Annotated in this window: 13 protein-coding genes and 1 riboswitch; of the genes, 8 read left to right on the forward strand and 5 right to left on the reverse strand. The window is 72.7% G+C overall.

Going from position 1 to position 18,620, the window contains the following annotated elements; all coding sequences use genetic code 11:
• The first annotated feature begins 224 nt into the window (after window positions 1–224).
• Together ATL45_RS21270 and ATL45_RS21275 are read left to right on the forward strand one after the other, a co-directional pair.
• Window positions 225–2,024 carry a sensor histidine kinase gene (locus ATL45_RS21270; RefSeq protein WP_093146571.1) on the forward strand — a complete coding sequence of 600 codons (1,800 nt, stop codon included), beginning with the start codon at window positions 225–227 and terminating at the stop codon, window positions 2,022–2,024.
• Window positions 2,009–2,647, forward strand: a complete 639-nt coding sequence (locus ATL45_RS21275) for a response regulator transcription factor (protein WP_093146570.1) — start codon at window positions 2,009–2,011, stop codon at window positions 2,645–2,647. Before ATL45_RS21270 ends, ATL45_RS21275 begins: the two co-directional genes overlap by 16 nt.
• On the opposite strand, the gene ATL45_RS21280 is transcribed toward ATL45_RS21275, so the two are convergent.
• Window positions 2,637–3,539: a DMT family transporter gene (locus tag ATL45_RS21280; RefSeq protein WP_093146569.1), complete on the reverse strand. Its 903-nt coding sequence runs from the start codon at window positions 3,537–3,539 to the stop codon at window positions 2,637–2,639. The two genes, ATL45_RS21275 and ATL45_RS21280, sit on opposite strands and share 11 nt — an antisense overlap.
• Before the next feature lie 90 nt (window positions 3,540–3,629).
• On the opposite strand from ATL45_RS21280, the gene ATL45_RS21285 reads away from it, so the two are divergent.
• Window positions 3,630–4,484 (forward strand): LysR substrate-binding domain-containing protein, encoded by an 855-nt coding sequence (locus ATL45_RS21285; RefSeq protein ID WP_093146568.1) that lies wholly within the window; start codon window positions 3,630–3,632, stop codon window positions 4,482–4,484.
• A gap of 197 nt (window positions 4,485–4,681) precedes the next feature.
• On the opposite strand, the gene ATL45_RS21290 is transcribed toward ATL45_RS21285, so the two are convergent.
• Complete coding sequence (locus tag ATL45_RS21290) at window positions 4,682–4,951, reverse strand: DUF1876 domain-containing protein (protein ID WP_093146567.1); 270 nt, start codon at window positions 4,949–4,951, stop codon at window positions 4,682–4,684.
• Between the two features lie 726 nt (window positions 4,952–5,677).
• Here ATL45_RS21290 and cobA point away from each other — a divergent pair.
• Complete coding sequence (gene cobA, locus ATL45_RS21295; protein ID WP_093146566.1) at window positions 5,678–6,901, forward strand: uroporphyrinogen-III C-methyltransferase; 1,224 nt, start codon at window positions 5,678–5,680, stop codon at window positions 6,899–6,901.
• A 49-nt stretch (window positions 6,902–6,950) separates the two neighbouring features.
• Here the strand turns inward: cobA and ATL45_RS21300 are convergent, their stop codons facing one another.
• Complete coding sequence (locus tag ATL45_RS21300) at window positions 6,951–8,768, reverse strand: bifunctional metallophosphatase/5'-nucleotidase (RefSeq protein WP_093146565.1); 1,818 nt, start codon at window positions 8,766–8,768, stop codon at window positions 6,951–6,953.
• A gap of 240 nt (window positions 8,769–9,008) precedes the next feature.
• Entirely contained in the window at window positions 9,009–12,620 is a 3,612-nt protein-coding gene (cobN, locus tag ATL45_RS21305) for a cobaltochelatase subunit CobN (protein ID WP_093146564.1), read from the reverse strand.
• 113 nt (window positions 12,621–12,733) lie between these two features.
• Window positions 12,734–12,855: riboswitch (cobalamin riboswitch) on the reverse strand.
• 132 nt (window positions 12,856–12,987) lie between these two features.
• On the opposite strand from cobN, the gene ATL45_RS21310 reads away from it, so the two are divergent.
• Genes ATL45_RS21310 through ATL45_RS21320 form a run of 3 tightly spaced genes read left to right on the forward strand, consistent with a single transcriptional unit; the run spans window position 12,988 to window position 16,372 of the window.
• Window positions 12,988–14,205 (forward strand): ferredoxin-like domain-containing protein, encoded by a 1,218-nt coding sequence (locus ATL45_RS21310; RefSeq protein WP_093146563.1) that lies wholly within the window; start codon window positions 12,988–12,990, stop codon window positions 14,203–14,205.
• 29 nt (window positions 14,206–14,234) lie between these two features.
• Window positions 14,235–14,861, forward strand: a complete 627-nt coding sequence (locus tag ATL45_RS21315) for a precorrin-8X methylmutase (protein WP_093147525.1) — start codon at window positions 14,235–14,237, stop codon at window positions 14,859–14,861.
• Window positions 14,858–16,372, forward strand: a complete 1,515-nt coding sequence (locus tag ATL45_RS21320; protein WP_093146562.1) for a precorrin-2 C(20)-methyltransferase — start codon at window positions 14,858–14,860, stop codon at window positions 16,370–16,372. The genes ATL45_RS21315 and ATL45_RS21320 overlap by 4 nt, the downstream gene beginning before the upstream one ends.
• Here the strand turns inward: ATL45_RS21320 and ATL45_RS21325 are convergent.
• Window positions 16,360–17,106, reverse strand: a complete 747-nt coding sequence (locus ATL45_RS21325) for a cobalt-precorrin-6A reductase (protein WP_211841255.1) — start codon at window positions 17,104–17,106, stop codon at window positions 16,360–16,362. The two genes, ATL45_RS21320 and ATL45_RS21325, sit on opposite strands and share 13 nt — an antisense overlap.
• Before the next feature lie 335 nt (window positions 17,107–17,441).
• Here ATL45_RS21325 and ATL45_RS21330 point away from each other — a divergent pair, with 335 nt between their 5' ends.
• Window positions 17,442–18,533, forward strand: a complete 1,092-nt coding sequence (locus ATL45_RS21330; RefSeq protein WP_093146560.1) for a cobalt-precorrin-5B (C(1))-methyltransferase — start codon at window positions 17,442–17,444, stop codon at window positions 18,531–18,533.
• Window positions 18,534–18,620 lie beyond the last annotated feature (87 nt).

Raw genomic sequence — 18,620 nt, forward strand, 5'->3', positions numbered from 1 at the left:
CAGGCAGGCCAGTTGCGCCCCGGCCCGCCGGGGCAGGTCGCAGGTGCGGAAATCCGCCTGGTCCTGCGGTTCCCGCGAGTTCGGGGAGGGCATGGCGGTGACGTTAGGCTCGCTGCGGAACTGGCGGGATGCGGTTGGCTCCCGGCCGGAGGTGGAGATAACTCCACCCCGGGTCGGGAACCAGCTGCAAGGTCAACACCGTCGCCGCGGAAAAGAATCGACCCATGCGAATCAGAACTGCCGGGCGAGGCCTGGTGCTCGCGCTGCTGGCGCTGCCCGGGCCGCTGCTGTTCACGGCTTACACGTTGGCGCCCTTCGTGTCGATGCTGGGAATTCCGGCCCTGGGCGAACGGGTCGTGGCGTGGTGCCGGGGCGCGATCGACCTGACCCGCCGGCTGTCCGGTGACTGGTGCGAGACGCCGATCGCGTCGTCGTACCTCCCGGCGCCGTCCGAGCCGCAACCGGACGCCGAGGGCTGGTACCGGCACGACCGGATGGTCTACCGGACGCCCCGCGTGCCCCGGTACCTGCGGCGGGTGGAGTGGGTGTCGGAGGACCCGGCGACGGGGCAGGACCTGAGCTGGCTGCTGCTCAACACGGTCGTCGGCCCGGTGCTGGGACTGCTGGCGGTCATCGGCGGGCAGCCGGTGCTCCGGCTCTACGGGCGGTGGACGCGCTCGCGGCTGGGCCAGGTCGCGCCGCGCGGATGGCAGTTGTGGGTCAACGGCGGGCTGCGGGCGCTCTGGCAGTTCGCGTTGCTCGTCCCGCTGGCGGTGCTGAACCTGCTCGGCGGCGTGCTGGTGGTCGTCCTGTTCATGCTCGCCCACGTGCTCGGGCTGCACCTGTGGTGGCCCTGGTGCAACGCGCTCGCGCAGCGGCTGGCCGGGCTCGGCAGGCGGCTCGCCGGGAAGTGGTCGGGGATCCCGGTCGAGGAGCTGTACCAGCCGCTCGTCGAACCGGTGCCCACCGCCGACGGCCTCTACCGGGCCGGTCGCGAGCTGAAGTCCTCGCCGCGCGCGGCGCTGCTCCGTGCCCGCTACCGGCGGGCGATGACCGATCCGGCCACCGGGCGGGACCTGCTGTGGCTGCTCGGCGACGGCCCGGTCACCGCGCTGCTGCTCGCGCCGATCGCCGTGCTGGGCTGGGTCTTCCTGTGGGGGTTGTGGATCCCGTTCTGGGTGTGGGTCGGCCGCCTCTTCGCCGAGTTCGGATCGCCGTGGGAGCAGGTGTGGGCACCGGCGAAGTGGCTCGCGGACACGTCGCTGCTCGGGATGCCGCTGGGCCTGCTGTCCGGTGCCGGTGTGCTGGCCCTCGCTCCGCTGCTGCTGCGCCTGCACGGCCGCTGGACGAAGCTGCTGCTCGCCCCGACCGAGAGCGCGGAGCTGGCGCAGCGGGTTCGTCGGCTCGCCGAGACCCGCGCCGACGCGACCGAGGCCGAGGACGCCCAGCTGCGGCGCATCGAGCGCGACCTGCACGACGGTCCGCAGGCCCGGCTGGTCGCGCTCGGGCTGAAGCTCTCGGCCGCCGAGCAGCTGATGGACCACGATCCGGTGCGCGCCAAGGAGCTGCTGGGCGAGACCAAGGCGGATTCGGGGCTGGCGCTGGCCGAGCTCCGCGCCCTGGTCCGCGGCATCCGGCCGCCGGTGCTGACCGAGCGGGGGCTGGTCGACGCGGTCCGCGCGGTGGCGCTGGACCTGGTCGTGCCGATCGAGGTCGAGGCCGACGTGCCGGGCCGGTGCCCGTCCGCGATCGAGACCGCCGCTTACTTCGCGACGCTCGAATTGATCACCAACGCGATCAAGCACAGCGGGGCGGAGTCCATCCGGGTCGAGCTGCGCTACGCCGATCCGGTGCTGCGGGTGGTGGTCACCGACGACGGCCGGGGCGGTGCCTCGCCGGAATCCGGTGGCGGGCTGACCGGAATCCTGCGCCGCATCGGTACATTCGACGGAACCCTGCAGCTGAGCAGCCCGCCCGGTGGACCGACCGCGGCGACGATGGAGATCCCGTGCGCGTTGTCCTAGCCGAAGACCTCTTCCTCCTCCGCGACGGGCTGAGAACGCTGCTCACCGCGCACGGCTTCGAGGTGGTGGCCGCGGTGGAGACCGGGCCGGAGCTGGAGCGGGCGCTGGTCGAGCAGCGCCCGGACGTGGCGGTCGTCGACGTCCGGCTGCCGCCGACCCAGACCGACGAGGGCCTGCGGGCCGCGTTGTCCGCGCGGCGCGAGATCCCCGGCCTGCCGGTGCTGGTGCTGTCCCAGCACGTCGAGCAGCTGTACGCGCGGGAGCTGCTGGCCGACGGCGCCGGTGGCGTCGGCTACCTGCTCAAGGACCGGGTCTTCAACGCGGACCAGTTCATCGACGCGGTGCGGCGGGTCGCCGCCGGCGGCACCGCGATGGACCCGGAGGTGATCGCGAAGCTGGTCGCCCGCCGCACGACTCCGCTGCAGCGGCTGACCGAGCGGGAGAACGACGTCCTCGCGCTGATGGCCGAAGGCCGGTCCAACGCGGCGATCGCGCAGCAGCTGGTGGTCAGCGAAGGTGCGGTGAGCAAGCACATCGCGAGCATCTTCGGCAAGCTCGACCTGACCACCTCGGAGGACACCAACCGCCGGGTCCTGGCCGTCCTGGAGTACCTCAAGCCGTGAGCGCGCGCGGTCGCGCCGCGGGCTCCGGGGCTTTCCGGTCCGGGCGGGTGCCGAGCAGGCAGGCCGCGGCGCCGAGGGCGATGCCGAGCAGGACGGGGAGCGTCGGGGTCTCGCCGAGCAGCGGCCAGGCCAGCAGTGCCGCGCCCGGCGGCACGGCGCTGAACAGGGAACTCGCCCGGCTCGCCCCGCCTACGGCGACCGCCCGCAGGTAGCAGGTGGTGCCGAGCACCGAGCCCGCCAGCACCAGCCACACCAGCACCGCGGTCGCCTGCGCCCAGTGCACGTCCTGACCGTGCTCGAAGAGCGCGAGCACGCCGACGGCGACAGCCGCTGCCGCCGACTGCACCGCCCCACCCGCTCGCGGGTCGATCGGACCGCAGAACCGCTGCTGGTAGAGCCCGCCCGCGGAGAATCCCAGGAGGCCGATCAGGGCGAGCAGGATTCCCGGGTTCGGGGTGCCTTCGGCGAGCACCTGGCCGCCGAGGGTGATGACCACGGCGAGCACTCCGAGGACGAGCCCCGCCACGCGGGCCCGGCTCAACCGCTCCCGCAGCAGCACGGCGGCGAGCGCCGCGGTGAGCACCGGGTTCATGGCGATCACCAGCGCGGTCACCGAAGCCGGGACGCCGATGCTCATCGCTCCGTAGCAGCCGCCGAACTGCGCACCGTAGGTGAGGAACCCGGAGACGGCCGTGTGCCCCAGCCGCCTGCCGCGCGGCCAGGCGGCGCGGGAGACCTTCGCGATCACCGCGAGCAGCGCGGCGGCCGCTGTCAGGCGCACGGTGGTCAGCAGGAACGGGGGAGCGGCGGCGACGCCGAGCTTCCCGGTGGGGAATCCGCTGGCCCAGATGAACACGATCGGCGCTGCCAGCGACAGCGGGATGCTCTTCATGATCCCAGGTTCGCCCTGGTCCGGGGCTTGCGTCCAACGATGATAAGTGATCGCGATCGATCGCATTTGCTGATCGGTTATGGTGTCGGCATGAGCGCTGTGCTGGACGTGGTCGCGTTGCGGAGCCTGGTCGCGGTGGCCGACTGCGGCGGGTTCCACCGCGCCGCCACCGCGCTGTCGCTGACGCAGTCCGCGGTCAGCCAGCACGTGCGCAAGCTGGAACGGGTGGTGGACCGGAAGCTGGTGACGCGGGAAGGGCGGCAGGCGCGGTTCACCGCGGCGGGCGAACTGCTGCTGGCCGAGGCCCGGCGCATCCTCGAAGTGCACGACTCGGCCCTGCGCAGGCTCGGCGCCGAAGAGCCCCGCACGCTCGTCTTCGGCTCCACCGAGCACGCGGCCGACCGGTTGCTCCCGGAACTGGCCACCCGGCTCCGCGCGGCCTTCCCGTCGTGGGAGGTGCGGTTCCGGCTCGACCGCACGGCCCGGCTGGCGGACGCGGTCGACCGCGGCAGCATCGACATCGCGCTGCTGATCGACTACTTCGACGGCGGCCGCAACCGCGAAGCCGGGCAGTTCGAGCTGGAGTGGTTCGCCGCGCCGGACTGGGAGCCGCCGGCTCCCGACGAACCGCTCCCGATGGTCGTCTTCGACGAGCCGTGCGTGACGCGGCGGCTCGCGGTCGGAGCGGTGACCGGGCTCGGCAGGCATCCGGACCTGGTGTGCGAGGCGGCCGACCTGGCCGGAGTGCTCGCGGCGGTGCGATCGGGGCTCGGGGTGGCGCTGCTGCCCTCGGTGAAGCCGCGGCTGGAGGGCCTGGTGGTGCGCGAGGACCTGCCGCGCCTCGGACCGGCCCCGCTGCGCGTCCGGGCCCGCCCTGGCCTGGACGAACCGGTCGCCCGGCAGGCCGCCGAAGCGGTCCGAGAGGTGCTCAGGGCCCACACCTGACGCTCCGCTTCCGCTTGCCCCGTGAGCGTTTTGAGGGGCTATACCGCCCCAAAGTGCTCACGGTTCACCACCAGCGGAAACGGAGCCGTGGAAGCGGTTTCGCGCGAAACCAGCGGGTCGCGTGGGACCAGCCGGGCGGTTTCGCGCGAAATCGGCGGGCGGCCCGGCCGGGAGTCCGCGGCCGGGCCGTCGCGCGGTCAGGCGGGGAGGTGCACTCGGCGGTGCAAGCGTTCGCCGATGTCCGTCGCCGCGTTGTCCAGCAGCTTGTGCGCCAGTTCGAACAGCGCGCGGGCGATCGCGATCTCGTCGCCGATCTGCGGTACCTCCGGGTCGTCCGGGTGGCGTCGCGCGGTTCCGTGGCCGTGCAGCGCCTGACCGGACGGCGTGGTGAAGCCGACGTCGGCGGTGGTCTTCGCGCCGGCCTCCACTACCTGCAGGTTCAACGTGATGGTGTGGGTCTCGTTCATGGTCGCCTCCTGGTCCCGGTCAGCCCGCTGGCGCAGGCCCTTCAGGTCGCCGTAGCCCCAGCATGCGCGTGCTCCCCGCACTGCGAAAGGCCGAAGTTCATCCATCCGGAGTACCCGTCGAGGAAGGGGACGACACGGTTCCGGATGGAGCCGCGATCCGCCGCGTCCGGACTTCGCGGTTCCGGTCGGCACCGCGGTTCCGGAGGCCGGGCGCCGCTGTCGTCAGGTGATCGGCGTCACCGGATTTCGCCGGGTGGCATCGGAAAGGTGCCCGGTTCGTCCACGGTGGACGGTCGGGGTGGGTGCGCCCGGTGTGCCGGGTGACGTGTTGAGCGCCGCAGGCGGTGTTCGGCTATCTGATTCCGGCCGCATTCATGGCAGGATTGTCGCCAACCGCGCTCTGGCGGACGCCGCACTGCGGGTGACCGGCGGCCACGGGCCGTGCTGGTGGCGCCGTGCGGTCAGGCCGGTGATCGTGAGCCACGACGAGGTGGCCGACCACACACTTCGAGTGCCAGGCCGACGCGCCGGGGCGAAGCACGACATGGACAACGGACATGACACTCCTTGTGTCAACCGGAGTCCTGCACAACCGCACCTCAGGGGACCGTGATGCAACCCAGCCACAAGAAACCGCGACACGCGAGTTCGATCCCGGACGCAACCACCACTGAAAATCGCGGAGAGGCGGAACAGGGAGAGGCGGGCAGGGGAGAGGCGGGCTGCATGACCAAGCACCTTGAGCACCACTACTTCGCAGGTCTGGACCTCACCGGGAAGCGGGTGGTGGTCGTCGGCGCGGGCACCGTCGCGCAGCGCCGGGTGCCACGGCTGATCAACTCCGGTGCGCGGGTGGAGGTCATCGCGCCGGAGGCGACGCCGGCGGTCGAGGCGATGGCAGCCGCGGGCGAGCTGACCTGGCACCGGCGTCCCTACGCCGCCGGTGACCTGGAGGGCGCTTGGTACGCGGTGGCGTGCGCGACCGGCAGCGAGGTGAACGCGGCGGTCGCGGCGGAGGCCGAGGAGCGCCGCGTCTTCTGCGTGCGGGCCGACGACGCCTCCCGGGGAACCGCGGTCACCCCGGCGGTCGCGCAGCACGGCGGACTGCTGCTCGGCGTCCTGGCGGGTGGGGAGCACCGGCGCTCGGCCGCGGTGCGCGACGCGCTCGTGGAGGCGCTGCGGACCGGCGTGGTCGACGAGAGCTCCGAGCCGCCCGCGGCCGGTGTGGCGCTGGTCGGCGGCGGCCCGGGCGATCCGGACTTGATCACCGTTCGCGGCCGCCAGCTCCTGGGCCGCGCGGACGTGGTGATCACCGATCGGCTGGCGCCGCGCGAGCTGCTCGAAGAGCTCGGCCCGCACGTGGAGGTGGTGGACGCCTCGAAGATCCCCTACGGGCGCGCGGCGAACCAGGACGTCATCAACTCCCTGCTGATCGAGCACGCCAAGGCGGGCAAGTTCGTGGTGCGGCTCAAGGGCGGCGACCCGTACCTGTTCGGACGCGGTTTCGAGGAGCTGCTGGCCTGCGTCGAAGCGGGCGTCGCCGTGACCGCGGTTCCCGGGATCACCAGCGCTTTCGCGGCCCCGTCGGCGGCCGACGTGCCGGTGACGCACCGCGGTGTCGCGCACGAGGTCGTGGTGGTGTCCGGTCACGTCGGCCCGCACGACGAGCAGTCGCTCGTGGACTGGCCCGCGCTGGGGCGGTTGCGCGGAACCATCGTGCTGATGATGGGCGTCAAGCGGATCGCGGAGTTCGCGGCGGTCCTGACCGAGCACGGCCGCGATCCCAAGACCGCGGTCGCGGTGGTCCAGGAAGGCACCACGCGCAACCAGAAGACGCTCCGCACGACGCTGGGCGAGGTCGCGGAGGCGATCCGCGAAGCAGGCATCAAGCCGCCGGCGACCATCGTCATCGGCCCGGTCGCCGACCTGGCACCCGAATCGCGCCGGTAGTTCCCTTCCGCGCCGCGCGGGCGCTGGATGCCCGCGCGGCGCGAGCGAGCTACGGCTTCGCCTGGACCCGGTCGAGCGCCGGAGGCGCGAGCGGCGCCTGCGCGCGCAGGTATCCGGCCAGCGCGTCGGGGCCGGAGTAAGCCGTCCGATGCTGGTCGCGGGCGTTGAACAGGGCGGTGAACCCCGGGACAGCACGCTGGGGCACGAAGTCCTTGGACAGCGTCGCGACTCGGTAGGTGGCGTTGGGCTTGAGCGGCTTGCCGTTGATGCGGACCTGCCCGAAGGCGATGCGCTCGCCGACAGGTGCCGCGGGGTCGTAGCGGTACTCGACGTTGCTCGAGACCGCCAGCGGCTGGAAGGTGGTGGAGCCGTCGTCGGCCCGCTGCCACTGGCTCTCCAGCAGCTGGGCGAGGTCGCGGCCGGACAGCTCACCGCTCGTCAGCGCTGCCCCGAAGCCGCCGCGCTCGTGGATCACACCGAACATCAGCTCTCCGAACAGCACCCGGCCGGGAGCGTCGGCGGGGTTGCCGGCGGTCGGGGCGTGGTTGACGTCGCGCAGCAGCGTGTTCGGCATCACGATCCCGACGTCGGCGCCGCCGTCCTGCTGCGCTGCCCACCGGAACGCGTCGGCGGTGGCGTTGCCGAGGCTCGACTCCTCCGCGTCGGCGGACGTGCGGGTGAGGTCACCGGCGATGTCGGTGACGGGTTCGTTCTGGCGCTGTTCCAAGCGGTCGCGCCAGTACCGGGCCATCCGGAGGACCTCGGGGTCCGGGGTCACGGTGCGGGTGTTGGCGTGGTTGGTGGAGGTGGTCCGGTCGCGCAGGACGTCACCGGTCTCAGGGTCCAGCTGCAGGTTGATCTCGCTGATGAGGCGGCCGTGGTTGGCGGCCTCGACGACCGGGCGGGGGTTGCCCGCCGGGTCGGGCAGCATGCAGTTGCCGAGGGCGTGCCAGTGCCCGGTGATGATGGCGTCCACGGCGGGCGAGATCTGCTCGTTCATCTCGATCATCGGCCCGGAGGGGTTCGTGCAGTCGTTGTAGAAGTCGCCGGCCTGCGAGAACCCCTCGTGGACGGTGGCGACGACGGCCTGCACGCCTTGGGACTGCAGCTCGGCGGCGTACCGGTTGATCGCCGCGACTTCCGGCTCGAAGCGCAGCTGGTCGGACGGCCAGTACGAGAGCCCCTCGTCGGGAGTGCCGCTCGTGGTCGCGTGGATGAAGCCCACGGGCAGCGTTCCGCCGCGCCCGTCGTCGACCTGCTCGACGTGGTACGGCTTCGCGATCAGCTCGCCGGTGGCGCCGTCGACGACGTTCGCGGAGTAGTAGTCGAAGTCGGCTCCGGTGAACTTCTCGCCGGTGGAGTCGGTGAAGCAGAGGTCGCCGTCGGGGCGGCCCTCGCACGTGCCGTCGACCATGTGGCGCAGGTAGTCGAGGTCGCGGTCCAGCTCGTGGTTGCCGATCGTCGAGAACCGCAGGCCGATGTGGTTGAGGTACTCGATCGTCGGCTCGTTCCAGAAGTGCGCGGTCTCGCCGGGCCAGCCGGAGAAGTCGTCGCCGGCCGAGAACAGGATCGAGTTCGCCTCGGGCAGAGCGGCCTGGTCGCGGAGCCGGTCCAGGTGGGCTGCCAGGTAGGCGCCGCCGCCGACGGTCTGGGGCGCATCACCGGCGTGGGCGCCCGGCACCGTCGTGGTGTAGTCGCCGAAGTAGCCGTGGAAGTCGGTGATGGACAGCAGCTGCACCGGGACGGGGCCGGTCGCCGAGCCATCCGCCACGGCGGGCGGCGCCGAAGCCAGGACGAGGCCTGCGGAGATCGCGGTGACCAGTCGGCGCCGTCGAGGACGGCTGCTCCGCGAGCGGGCGTTGGACATGGGGCTACGGCTCCTTGGAAGAGGTGAGTGGCCGCTGAGGACTCGCCATGCCTGCATCCGAGCAACGTGACACCGGGCAACGGCCGATGTGAGTGTTGTTCCGAGATGCGAACACCGGGTGACGCACGAGCGACCGGAGCCGGAAATCCTCCCCCGCCTCGCGCGCGGACTTCCGCGCACGGAAGGGAATCCGAGAAGCGCGCTGCACGAGCCCTGGGGTTTTCGTGCAGCGCGCGAGGTTCAGCGCTGGGGACCGTCCTCCAGGTCGCCCTCGGTCTGCAGGTAGACCTCTTGGAGGGCCTGCAGGGTGTTCGGGTCCGGCTCCTGCCACATCTCGCGGTTGGCCGCTTCCAGCAGGCGCTCGGTGATGCCGTGCAGCGCCCACGGGTTGGACTCGGTGAGGAACTTCTGGTTCTCCTCGTCCAGCACGTAGGTCTCGGCAAGCTTCTCGTACATCCAGTCGGCCACCACGCCGGTCGTCGCGTCGTAGCCGAACAGGTAGTCCACCGTCGCCGCGAGCTCGAAGGCGCCCTTGTAGCCGTGCCTGCGCATCGCCGCCAGCCACCGCGGGTTGACCACGCGGGCCCGGAACACCCGCGAGGTCTCCTCGGTCAGCGACCGGGTGCGGATGGAGTCCGGGCGGGTGCTGTCGCCGATGTAGGCCGCCGGGGCCTTGCCGGTCAGCGCGCGGACCGTGGCGATCATGCCGCCGTGGTACTGGAAGTAGTCGTCGGAGTCGGCGATGTCGTGCTCGCGGGTGTCGGTGTTCTTCGCCGCCACCGAGATCCGCTTGTAGGCGCTCTCCATGTCCGCGCGGGCCGGTGCGCCGTCGAGTTCGCGGCCGTAGGCGAAACCGCCCCACACCGCATACACCTCGGCCAGGTCGGCGTCGTCGCGCCAGTTCCGGCTGTCGATGAGCGGCAGGATACCGGCGCCGTACGCGCCCGGCTTGGAGCCGAAGATCCGCATGGTGGCGCGGCGTTCGTCGCCGTGCTCGGCGAGATCGGCCCGCGCGTGCGCGCGCACGAAGTTCTGCTCGTCCGGCTCGTCGAGGGCCGCGACCAGCCGCACGGCGTCGTCGAGCAGGGCGACCACGTGCGGGAAGGCGTCCCGGAAGAAGCCGCTGATGCGGACCGTGACGTCGATGCGCGGGCGGGCCAGCTCGTCGAGCGGGATCACCTCCAGCCCGTTGACGCGCCGCGAGGCCTCGTCCCAGGTCGGCCGGACGCCCAGCAGCGCCAGCACCTCGGCGATGTCGTCACCGGAGGTGCGCATCGCGCTGGTGCCCCAGACCGACAGCCCGACCGACCGCGGCCACTCGCCGGTGTCGGCGCGGTAGCGGTCGAGCAGGGATTCCGCGATCGCCCAACCGGTTTCCCACGCCAGGCGGCTGGGCACCGCCTTCGGGTCCACGGAGTAGAAGTTGCGTCCGGTGGGCAGCACGTTGACCAGCCCGCGCAGCGGCGATCCGCTCGGACCGGCGGGCACGTAACCGCCTTCGAGGGCGTGCAGCGTCGCGCTCATCTCGTCGGTGGTGGCCGCGAGCCGCGGCACCACCTCGGTCGCGGCGAACTCCAGCACCGCCACGACGGCGTCGCTGTCCTCGCCGAGGACCTCCCGGCACACCGCCGGAACGGCCGCGACCTCCCAGCCGCGGTCCTCCATGCCCTGGACCAGGGCGTGCGCCCGGGTCTCGACGTCGTCGACCTGCTCGCGGGCCGCGCTGCCGTCCTCGGTGAGCCCGAGCGCTTCGCGCAGGCCGGGCAGCGCGGCGCTCTGCCCGCTCCACATCTGCCGGGCCCGCAGCATCGCGAGCACCAGGTTGACCCTGGCCTCGCCGGTCGGCGCGTCGCCGAGCACGTGCAGGCCGTCGCGGATCTGGGCGTCCTTGACCTCGCACAGCCAGCCGTCGACGTGCAGCAGCATGTCGTCGAACTCCGCGTCGTGCGGCCGCTCGTCCAGCCCGAGGTCGTGGTCCAGCTTGGCCGCCTGCATCAGCGTCCAGATCTGGCTGCGGATCGCGGGCAGCTTCGCCGGGTCCATCGCGGAGATGTTGGCGTGCTCGTCCAGCAGCTGCTCCAGCCGCGCGATGTCGCCGTAGCTCTCCGCGCGGGCCATCGGCGGCACCAGGTGGTCGACCAGGGTGGCGTGCACCCGGCGCTTGGCCTGCGTGCCCTCGCCGGGGTCGTTGACCAGGAACGGGTAGATCAGCGGCAGGTCGGCCAGCGCCGCGTCCGGGGCGCAGGAGGCGGACATGCCCGCGGTCTTGCCCGGGAGCCATTCGAGGTTGCCGTGCTTGCCCAGGTGCACCATGGCGTGCGCGCCGAACTCGTCGATCAGCCACCGGTAGGCCGCCAGGTAGTGGTGGCTCGGCGGCAGGTCCGGGTCGTGGTAGATCGCGATCGGGTTCTCGCCGAAACCGCGCGGCGGCTGCACCATCAGCACGACGTTGCCCGCGCGGATCGCGGCGAGCACGATCTCGCCGTCCGGGTCCTGCGAGCGGTCCACGAACAGCTCGCCGGGTGGTGCTCCCCAGTGCTCCTCGATCGAGCCGCGCAGGTCGTCGGGCAGCGTCGCGAACCACTCCGCGTACCGGCGGGCCGGGATGCGGACCGGGTTGCCGCTCAGCTGCTCCTCGGACAGCCAGTCGCGGTCCTGGCCACCGGCGGCGATCAGCGCGTGGATCAGCGCGTCGCCGTCCTGCCCGGCGACACCGGGCAGCGCGTCGGGGCCGTCCACCGGGCCGATGTCGTAGCCCTGCTCGCGCAGCGCCCGCAGCAGGCGGACCGCGCTGACCGGGGTGTCGAGGCCGACCGCGTTGCCGATCCGGGAGTGCTTGGTCGGGTAGGCCGACAGCATCAGCGCCAGGCGCTTGTCCTGCGGCGGAACGTGCCGGAGCCGGCCGTGCCGGACCGCGATGCCCGCGACGCGGGCCGCCCGCTCGGGGTCGGCGACGTAGACCGGCAGCCCTTCGGCGTCGTTCTCCTTGAACGAGAACGGCACGGTGATCAGCCTGCCGTCGAACTCCGGCACCGCCACCTGCGTGGCCATGTCCAGCGGGGACAGGCCTTCGTCGTTGTCCTCCCACGCGGCGCGGCTGCTGGTCAGGCACAGCCCCTGCAGGATCGGGATGTCGAGCTCGGCGAGCGCGCCGACGTCCCAGGCCTCGTCGTCGCCACCGGCCGAAGCGGTGGCGGGCTTGGTGCCACCCGCGGCCAGCACGGTGACGACCAGCGCGTCGGCCTTGCCCAACTGCTCGATCAGCTGCGGGTCCGGCGTGCGCAGCGAGGCGCAGAACAGCGGCAGGGCCTGCCCGCCAGCGTCCTCGATCGCATCGCACAGCGCGTGCGCGAAGGCGGTGTTGCCCGCCATGTGGTGCGCGCGGTAGTAGAGCACCGCCACGGTCGGGCCTTCGGTGCGCCGCGGCGTGCGCTCCAGCACGCCCCAGGTGGGGGTCTCCGCGGGCGGCTCGAAGCCGTGACCGGTGAGCAGGATCGTGTCGGAGAGGAATCGCTGCAGCTGGGCGAGGTTGTCCGGGCCGCCGTGCGCGAGGTAGCGGTGCGCTTCGGCGCACACGCCCGCCGGGACGGTCGAGCACTCCATCAGCTCGGCGTCCGGAGCCTGCTCACCGCCGAGCACGACCACCGGCCGCGGTCCGGCCAGCAGCGCGTCCAAGCCCTCTTCCCAAGCCCGGCGGCCGCCGAGCAGCCGCACCACGACGAGGTCGACGTCCTCCAGCAGCGGCGGCAGGTCGTCCACGCCGAGCCGGGCCGGGTTGCCGAGCCGGAACCCGGCACCGGCGGCGCGGGCGCTGAGCAGGTCGGTGTCCGATGTGGACAGCAGCAGGATCATGCGGGTCGCTCCTCGGAACGGCGACCGGCGTCGCTGGACCAGGGCGCGCGTGCGCAGCGCATGACGGCACCTCTCTCGGGGTCCTCGCCCCGGTTGGCAGGTCGCGGCGACCGGAGTCTCCTGGCTCCCGGATCAGCGCTCACTCCGCCTTCCCGTCCGATGTGGACAGTGGCGTCCTGGAGTTCGCTCCCCGGTGACAGTGGCGGGACCGCGCCGGATTCGCACCGGCTTCCTCCACACGTCGCCGCTGGGTGTTGCGACCACTCTCCGCAACGAGGCGATCTTACGTCAAGACGCGCGGCCATGATGCGCGTCGCACCCGGCTGGGTTTGCGTCCGCAACTACCCCGGTCCGTAGTATCAGCCGGGTGTTGCGAGGAGCCAGACCGGAGCGGGACGGGTGTCCCGGCGCGTTGCGGGTGCACGAGGCCGCCGACGGCGGATTGGCCCGCATCCGCGTCCCAGGCGGGTCTCTCACCCCGGCCCAGGTCCGCGCGCTCGCCGAGTCCGCGGCGCTGGGCGACGGCGGTCTGGAACTCACTTCCCGGGCGAACGTGCAGGTCCGAGGCCTGCCGACTGGAGCGGAGCGGGAACTGGCCGCGCGGCTGCGCGAAGCCGGGCTGCTGCCCTCGGCGACGCACGAGCGGGTCCGCAACATCATCGGCTCGCCCTCCGCGGACGGCCGCGAGCTGATCGACGTGCGGGCGGTGGCGGCCGAGCTCGACGAGGCGCTCTGCGCCGATCCGGCGCTGGCCGGGCTGCCGGGACGGTTCCTGTTCGCGGTCGACGACGGCAGCGGGGACGTCAGCTCGCTCGGTGCCGATGTCGGGCTGCGCGCGCTGTCCGCGGACACCGCGGCGCTGCTGCTCGCCGACGTGGACTCCGGAATCCGGACACCACTGTGGCAGGCCGCCGGAGCCGCCATCGCCGCGGCGGAGGCGTTCCTGGCGGAGAAGGCGGCGCAGGGTTGCTCGGCGTGGCGGCTGGCCGAACTCGACGGCGGCGCACGGCGAATCGCCGAGCGGCTGGGAGGGGCTGCCGCGGCCTCTCCGGTGTCCGCGGTGCCGCCCACGCATGCGCAGGTCGGGCGCGTCCTCCGGCCCGACGGGACGGTCTCCGCGGTGGCCGGAGCGCCACTGGGCCGGTTGACGCCGGAGCAGGTGGATATCATCACCGCCGCGTCCGAGGCCGCGGGCGAGCTGCGCCTGACGCCGTGGCGGACCGTCGTCCTGCCCGGCGTGCGACCGGACGAAGCCGATCGGTGGTTGCCGGAGCTCGGCGCTCGCGGACTGCTCGTGGATCCCGCTTCGGACGGGGTCGGCGTGACGACGTGCGCCGGTCGTCCCGGGTGCGCGAAGTCGCTGGCCGACGTCCGGGAGGACGCCCGGCGCGCGGCACCGGCCGGTGCCCTGCCGGTGCACTGGTCGGGATGCGGGCGGCGCTGCGGCCGACCGCCGGGACGCGTCGTGGAAGTGCTGGCCACCGGTGCCGGCTACGAGGTCGGTCTCGACGGAGCGACGTGGACCTCGGCGGTCGATGTGGACCAGGTATCCGCCGCGCTCGGCGCGGCACGGAGGAATGTGTGAACGAGAACGACGCTGCCCGCTACCGCGGGGTGCCCGAATACGTCCGGGAAGGCGCGGAGATCTACCGCCGCTCCTTCGCCACGATCCGCGCGGAAGCCCGGCTGGACGGCCTGCCGCCGGAGGTCGCCGGGGTGGCGGTGCGGATGATCCACGCCTGCGGCATGGTCGACCTGGTCGACGACCTCGCGTTCTCCCCGGACGTGGTGATCGACGCGCGCGAGGCGCTGCACCGCGGTGCGCCGATCCTGTGCGACGCCGCGATGGTCGCCGCCGGAGTGACCCGGCGGCGCCTGCCCGCGGACAACCCGGTGATCTGCACCCTGTCCGACGAGCAGGTGCCATCGCTGGCCCGCGAGCTGGGCACGACGCGCAGCGCGGCGGCCCTGGAGCTGTGGCGCGACCGGCTGGCCGGCTCCGTGGTCGCGATCGGCAACGCGCCGACGGCGCTGTTCCGGCTGCTGGAGATGATCGAGGACGGCGCCCCGAAGCCCGCCGCGGTGCTGGGCCTGCCCGTCGGCTTCATCGGCGCCGCGGAGTCGAAGGACGCGCTGGCCGAGCACCCGAGCGGCTTGGAGCACCTGGTGGTGCGCGGTCGCCGCGGCGGCAGCGCCATGGCGGTTGCCGCCATCAACGCGATCGCGAGCGAGGAAGAGTGAGCAGCAACGGCACGCTTTACGGCGTGGGCCTCGGTCCCGGCGACCCGGAACTGGTGACGGTCAAGGCCGCCCGGCTGATCGAGCGCGCCGAGGTGATCGCCTACCACAGCGCCCGCCACGGCAGGAGCATCGCGCGATCCATCGCCGAGCCCTACCTGCGGCAGGGGCAGATCGAGGAACCCCTGGTCTACCCGGTGACCACCGAGACCACCGACCACCCGGGCGGTTACCAGGGCGCCATCGACGAGTTCTACGCGGACTGCGCGGCCAGGCTCGCCGCGCACCTGTCCGCGGGCCGGGACGTCGTCCTGCTCGCCGAGGGCGACCCGCTCTTCTACGGCTCCTACATGCACATGCACAAGCGGTTGTCCGGGCGCTTCCGGGCCGAGGTGATCCCCGGCATCACCTCGATCAGCGGTGCTTCGGCGGCGTTGGGACGGCCGCTGGCCGAGCGCGACGAGACCTTCACCGTGCTGCCGGGCACGCTCCCGCCGGACGTCCTCGCGGAGCGGCTCGCCGCCACCGACGCGGCGGCGGTGCTCAAGCTGGGCCGCACCTTCGACGGCGTGCGAGATGCGTTCGAGAAGGCGGGCCGCCTCGACGAGGCCTGGTACGTCGAGCGCGCCACCACCGACCGGCAGCGCCACCTGCCGCTGGCCGACGTCGACCCGGACACCGTCCCGTACTTCTCCCTCGCCCTGCTCCCCGGCCCGGCCAACGCCGCAGGAGCTGCGTCGATTTCGGACGTTCACCGCGCGGAAGGCGCAGGCCGGGGCGAGGTCGTGGTGGTCGGACTCGGGCCCGGTGGGCGCGAGTGGGTGACGCCGGAAGTGCATGCGGCGCTCGCCGAGGCCGACGACCTGGTCGGTTACACCACGTATCTCGCGCGGGTTCCGGACAACCCGCGGCAGCGCAAGCACGCGTCGGACAACCGCGTCGAGGCCGAGCGGGCGGAGTTCGCGCTGGAGCTGGCGCGGCGCGGCTCGAAGGTCGCCGTGGTCTCGTCCGGGGATCCGGGGGTGTTCGCGATGGCCAGCGCGGTGCTGGAGGTCGCGGCGGAGCGCTCGGACGTGCCGGTGCGGGTGCTGCCCGGGATGACCGCGGCGCAGGCGGTGGCCAGCCGCGTCGGCGCGCCGCTGGGGCACGACTTCTGCGTGCTGTCGCTGTCCGACCGGCTCAAGCCGTGGGAGGTGATCGTCGAGCGCCTGCGGGCCGCCGCGGCGGCCGACCTGGCGATGGCGATCTACAACCCCGCCTCGCGCAGCAGGACCTGGCAGGTCGCGGCTGCGCGGGACGCCGTCCTGGAGCACCGGTCGCCGGACACGCCGGTGGTCATCGGGCGGGACGTCGGCGGCCCGGAGGAGAGCATCAAGACGGTGCGGCTCGCCGACCTGGATCAGTCCGATGTGGACATGCGATGCCTGCTGCTGATCGGGTCCTCGACCACGCGGATCACCGCGGGCGCAGACGGCCGCGAGGTCGTTTTCACGCCGAGGCGCTACCCGGCGTGATCGTGCGGCACGGCATCGAGCCAGGCCACGGCCTGCTCGACGGTCCCGGCCGACGGAACGTCGGGCCGGGGCGGGCGCTGCACCATCACCACCGGCAGCCCCAGTTCGCGGGCCGCGGTGAGCTTCGCGCTGGTCATCGAACCGCCGCTGTTCTTGCTGACCAGCACCTCGATGCGGTGCTCCCGCAGCAGCGCGAGCTCGTCGTGGACGGTGAACGGCCCGCGCGCGAGCAACACCATCGTGCGCGGGGGCAGCGGTGGTTCCGGCGGATCGACGGTCCGGACGAGGAACCGGAGGTCGAGCCCGGCGAAGTGGGCGAGGCCCTGCCTTCCGGTGGTGAGGAAGATCCGTTCGCCCAGCTCCGGCAGCAGCGCGGCGGCAGCGGCCATCGAAGGCACCGGCCGCCAGTCGTCGCCGCTCTCCGGTACCCAGGCGGGGCGGCGCAGCACCAGCAGCGGGCATCCCGCGCGCTGCGCCGCTGCCACGGCGTTGTCGCTGATCGTCCGGGCGAACGGGTGGGTGGCGTCCACGACCGCGTGGACGCGCTCGCGCCGGAGCCAGTCGGCCAGCCCGTCCGGTCCGCCGAACCCGCCGACGCGCACGTCGCCGGGTGGCAGCTGCGGCTCCCGTACCCGGCCGGCCAGCGACGATGTCACGTGCAGGTCGGGCCGCTCGTGGAGCCGTCCGGCGAGCGCTCGGGCTTCGCCGGTGCCGCCGAGGATGAGCACGCGCATGTGGCGCATTCTTCCACTGCGGCTTCTCTGCTCCTTTTGCGTGGCGGTGCGGGCGGCGGAACCTCAGACGCCGCCTGGACTCCGGGATCCCGGTCCAATCCACGGCGAACGGGACTGGCCTCGCCAAGAGCCCAGTCTGGGCGGGCACAACCTGAGAACCCGCGGTGGTGCAAGCTGCGAGGGTGGGTTGTGCGCCTGCTTCCGCGGTCCAGTCACGTCGGTCGTCGCGGCTGCGGTAGGCGGCCAGGATATGAAAGGCCCAGTGAGGGTTGTGAGTGCTTCGGGGTGCTGCGGCGCCCCGAAACGCTCACGGGAGTACTAGTCCGGAGACGGCGATGAGCGGACGCGCGGAGGGATCGGGCCTCCGGTACGGCTGGACGACGGGGGCCTGCGCCACGGCGTCCACGGCCGCCGCCTACACAGCCCTGCTGACCGGGACGTTCCCGGACCCGGTCGAGATCGTGCTGCCGAAGGGCCACCGGCCGGCCTTCGCGCTCGCCCGCGAGCGGCTGGGCGACGGTTTCGCGACGGCAGGCGTGGTCAAGGACGCCGGCGACGATCCCGACGTGACGCACGGAGCGCTCGTGTCGGTGACGGTCCGGCCGGCCGAACCCGGGGCGGGAGTGCTCTTCCGCGCCGGTGACGGGGTCGGCACCGTCACCAAGCCGGGGCTGCCGCTGCCGGTCGGCGAACCGGCGATCAACCCCGTGCCGCGGCAGCTGATGCGCGAGGTCGTCGAGCGGGTCGCCGCGCAGCACGGCGGCAGCGGCGACGTCATCGTCGAAGTGTCCGTCGACGGCGGCGCGGAACTGGCCCGGCGCACCTGGAACCCGCGGCTGGGAATCCTGGGTGGACTGTCCATTCTGGGCACCACGGGTGTCGTCGTGCCGTACTCCTGCTCGGCGTGGATCGACAGCATCCGGCGCGGCGTCGACGTGGCGCGCGCGGCGGGGCTCGAGCACGTCGCGGGCTGCACCGGCAGCACATCGGAGAAGGTCGCCGCCCAGCTCCACGACCTGCCCGGCGAAGCGCTGCTGGACATGGGGGACTTTGCCGGTGCGGTGCTGAAGTACCTGCGCAGGCACCCGGTCCCGCGGCTCACGGTGGCCGGTGGCATCGGCAAGATCTCCAAGCTCGCTGACGGCCACCTCGACCTGCACTCCAAGCGCTCCCAGGTCGACTTCGCCCGGCTCGCCACCATCGTCGGCGAAGCGGGCGGCACCCCCGACCTGGTCACCAGAATCACCGGGGCCAACACGGCCCTCGAAGCACTGCACCTCTGCACCGACGCGAACATCCCGCTCGGCTACCTCATCGCGAACCGTGCCCAGCAGTTCTGCCTCGAAACCCTCCGCGGCGCACCCATCGAGGTGGACGTGGTGGTCATCGACCGCGCGGGCACCATCGTCGGCCGCGCCCCGGCCTGACCCGCCCGCACCCACCACGGAACCCAGGACGACGCAATTTCAATGGAAATCACGCCTTCGATTTCAATGGAAATTGCGCACCGTCGG

The organism is Saccharopolyspora antimicrobica (assembly GCF_003635025.1).
Taxonomy (GTDB): domain Bacteria; phylum Actinomycetota; class Actinomycetes; order Mycobacteriales; family Pseudonocardiaceae; genus Saccharopolyspora; species Saccharopolyspora antimicrobica.

Excerpts from the sequence above, each read along its gene's own strand:
- ATL45_RS21270 (WP_093146571.1), top strand. The coding sequence starts at position 225 with ATGCGAATCAGAACTGCCGGGCGAGGCCTGGTGCTCGCGCTGCTGGCG.
- ATL45_RS21280 (WP_093146569.1), bottom strand. The coding sequence starts at position 3,539 with ATGAAGAGCATCCCGCTGTCGCTGGCAGCGCCGATCGTGTTCATCTGG.
- ATL45_RS21285 (WP_093146568.1), top strand. The coding sequence starts at position 3,630 with ATGAGCGCTGTGCTGGACGTGGTCGCGTTGCGGAGCCTGGTCGCGGTG.
- ATL45_RS21290 (WP_093146567.1), bottom strand. The coding sequence starts at position 4,951 with ATGAACGAGACCCACACCATCACGTTGAACCTGCAGGTAGTGGAGGCC.
- cobA (WP_093146566.1), top strand. The coding sequence starts at position 5,678 with ATGACCAAGCACCTTGAGCACCACTACTTCGCAGGTCTGGACCTCACC.
- ATL45_RS21300 (WP_093146565.1), bottom strand. The coding sequence starts at position 8,768 with ATGTCCAACGCCCGCTCGCGGAGCAGCCGTCCTCGACGGCGCCGACTG.
- cobN (WP_093146564.1), bottom strand. The coding sequence starts at position 12,620 with ATGATCCTGCTGCTGTCCACATCGGACACCGACCTGCTCAGCGCCCGC.
- ATL45_RS21325 (WP_211841255.1), bottom strand. The coding sequence starts at position 17,106 with ATGCGCGTGCTCATCCTCGGCGGCACCGGCGAAGCCCGAGCGCTCGCC.
- ATL45_RS21330 (WP_093146560.1), top strand. The coding sequence starts at position 17,442 with ATGAGCGGACGCGCGGAGGGATCGGGCCTCCGGTACGGCTGGACGACG.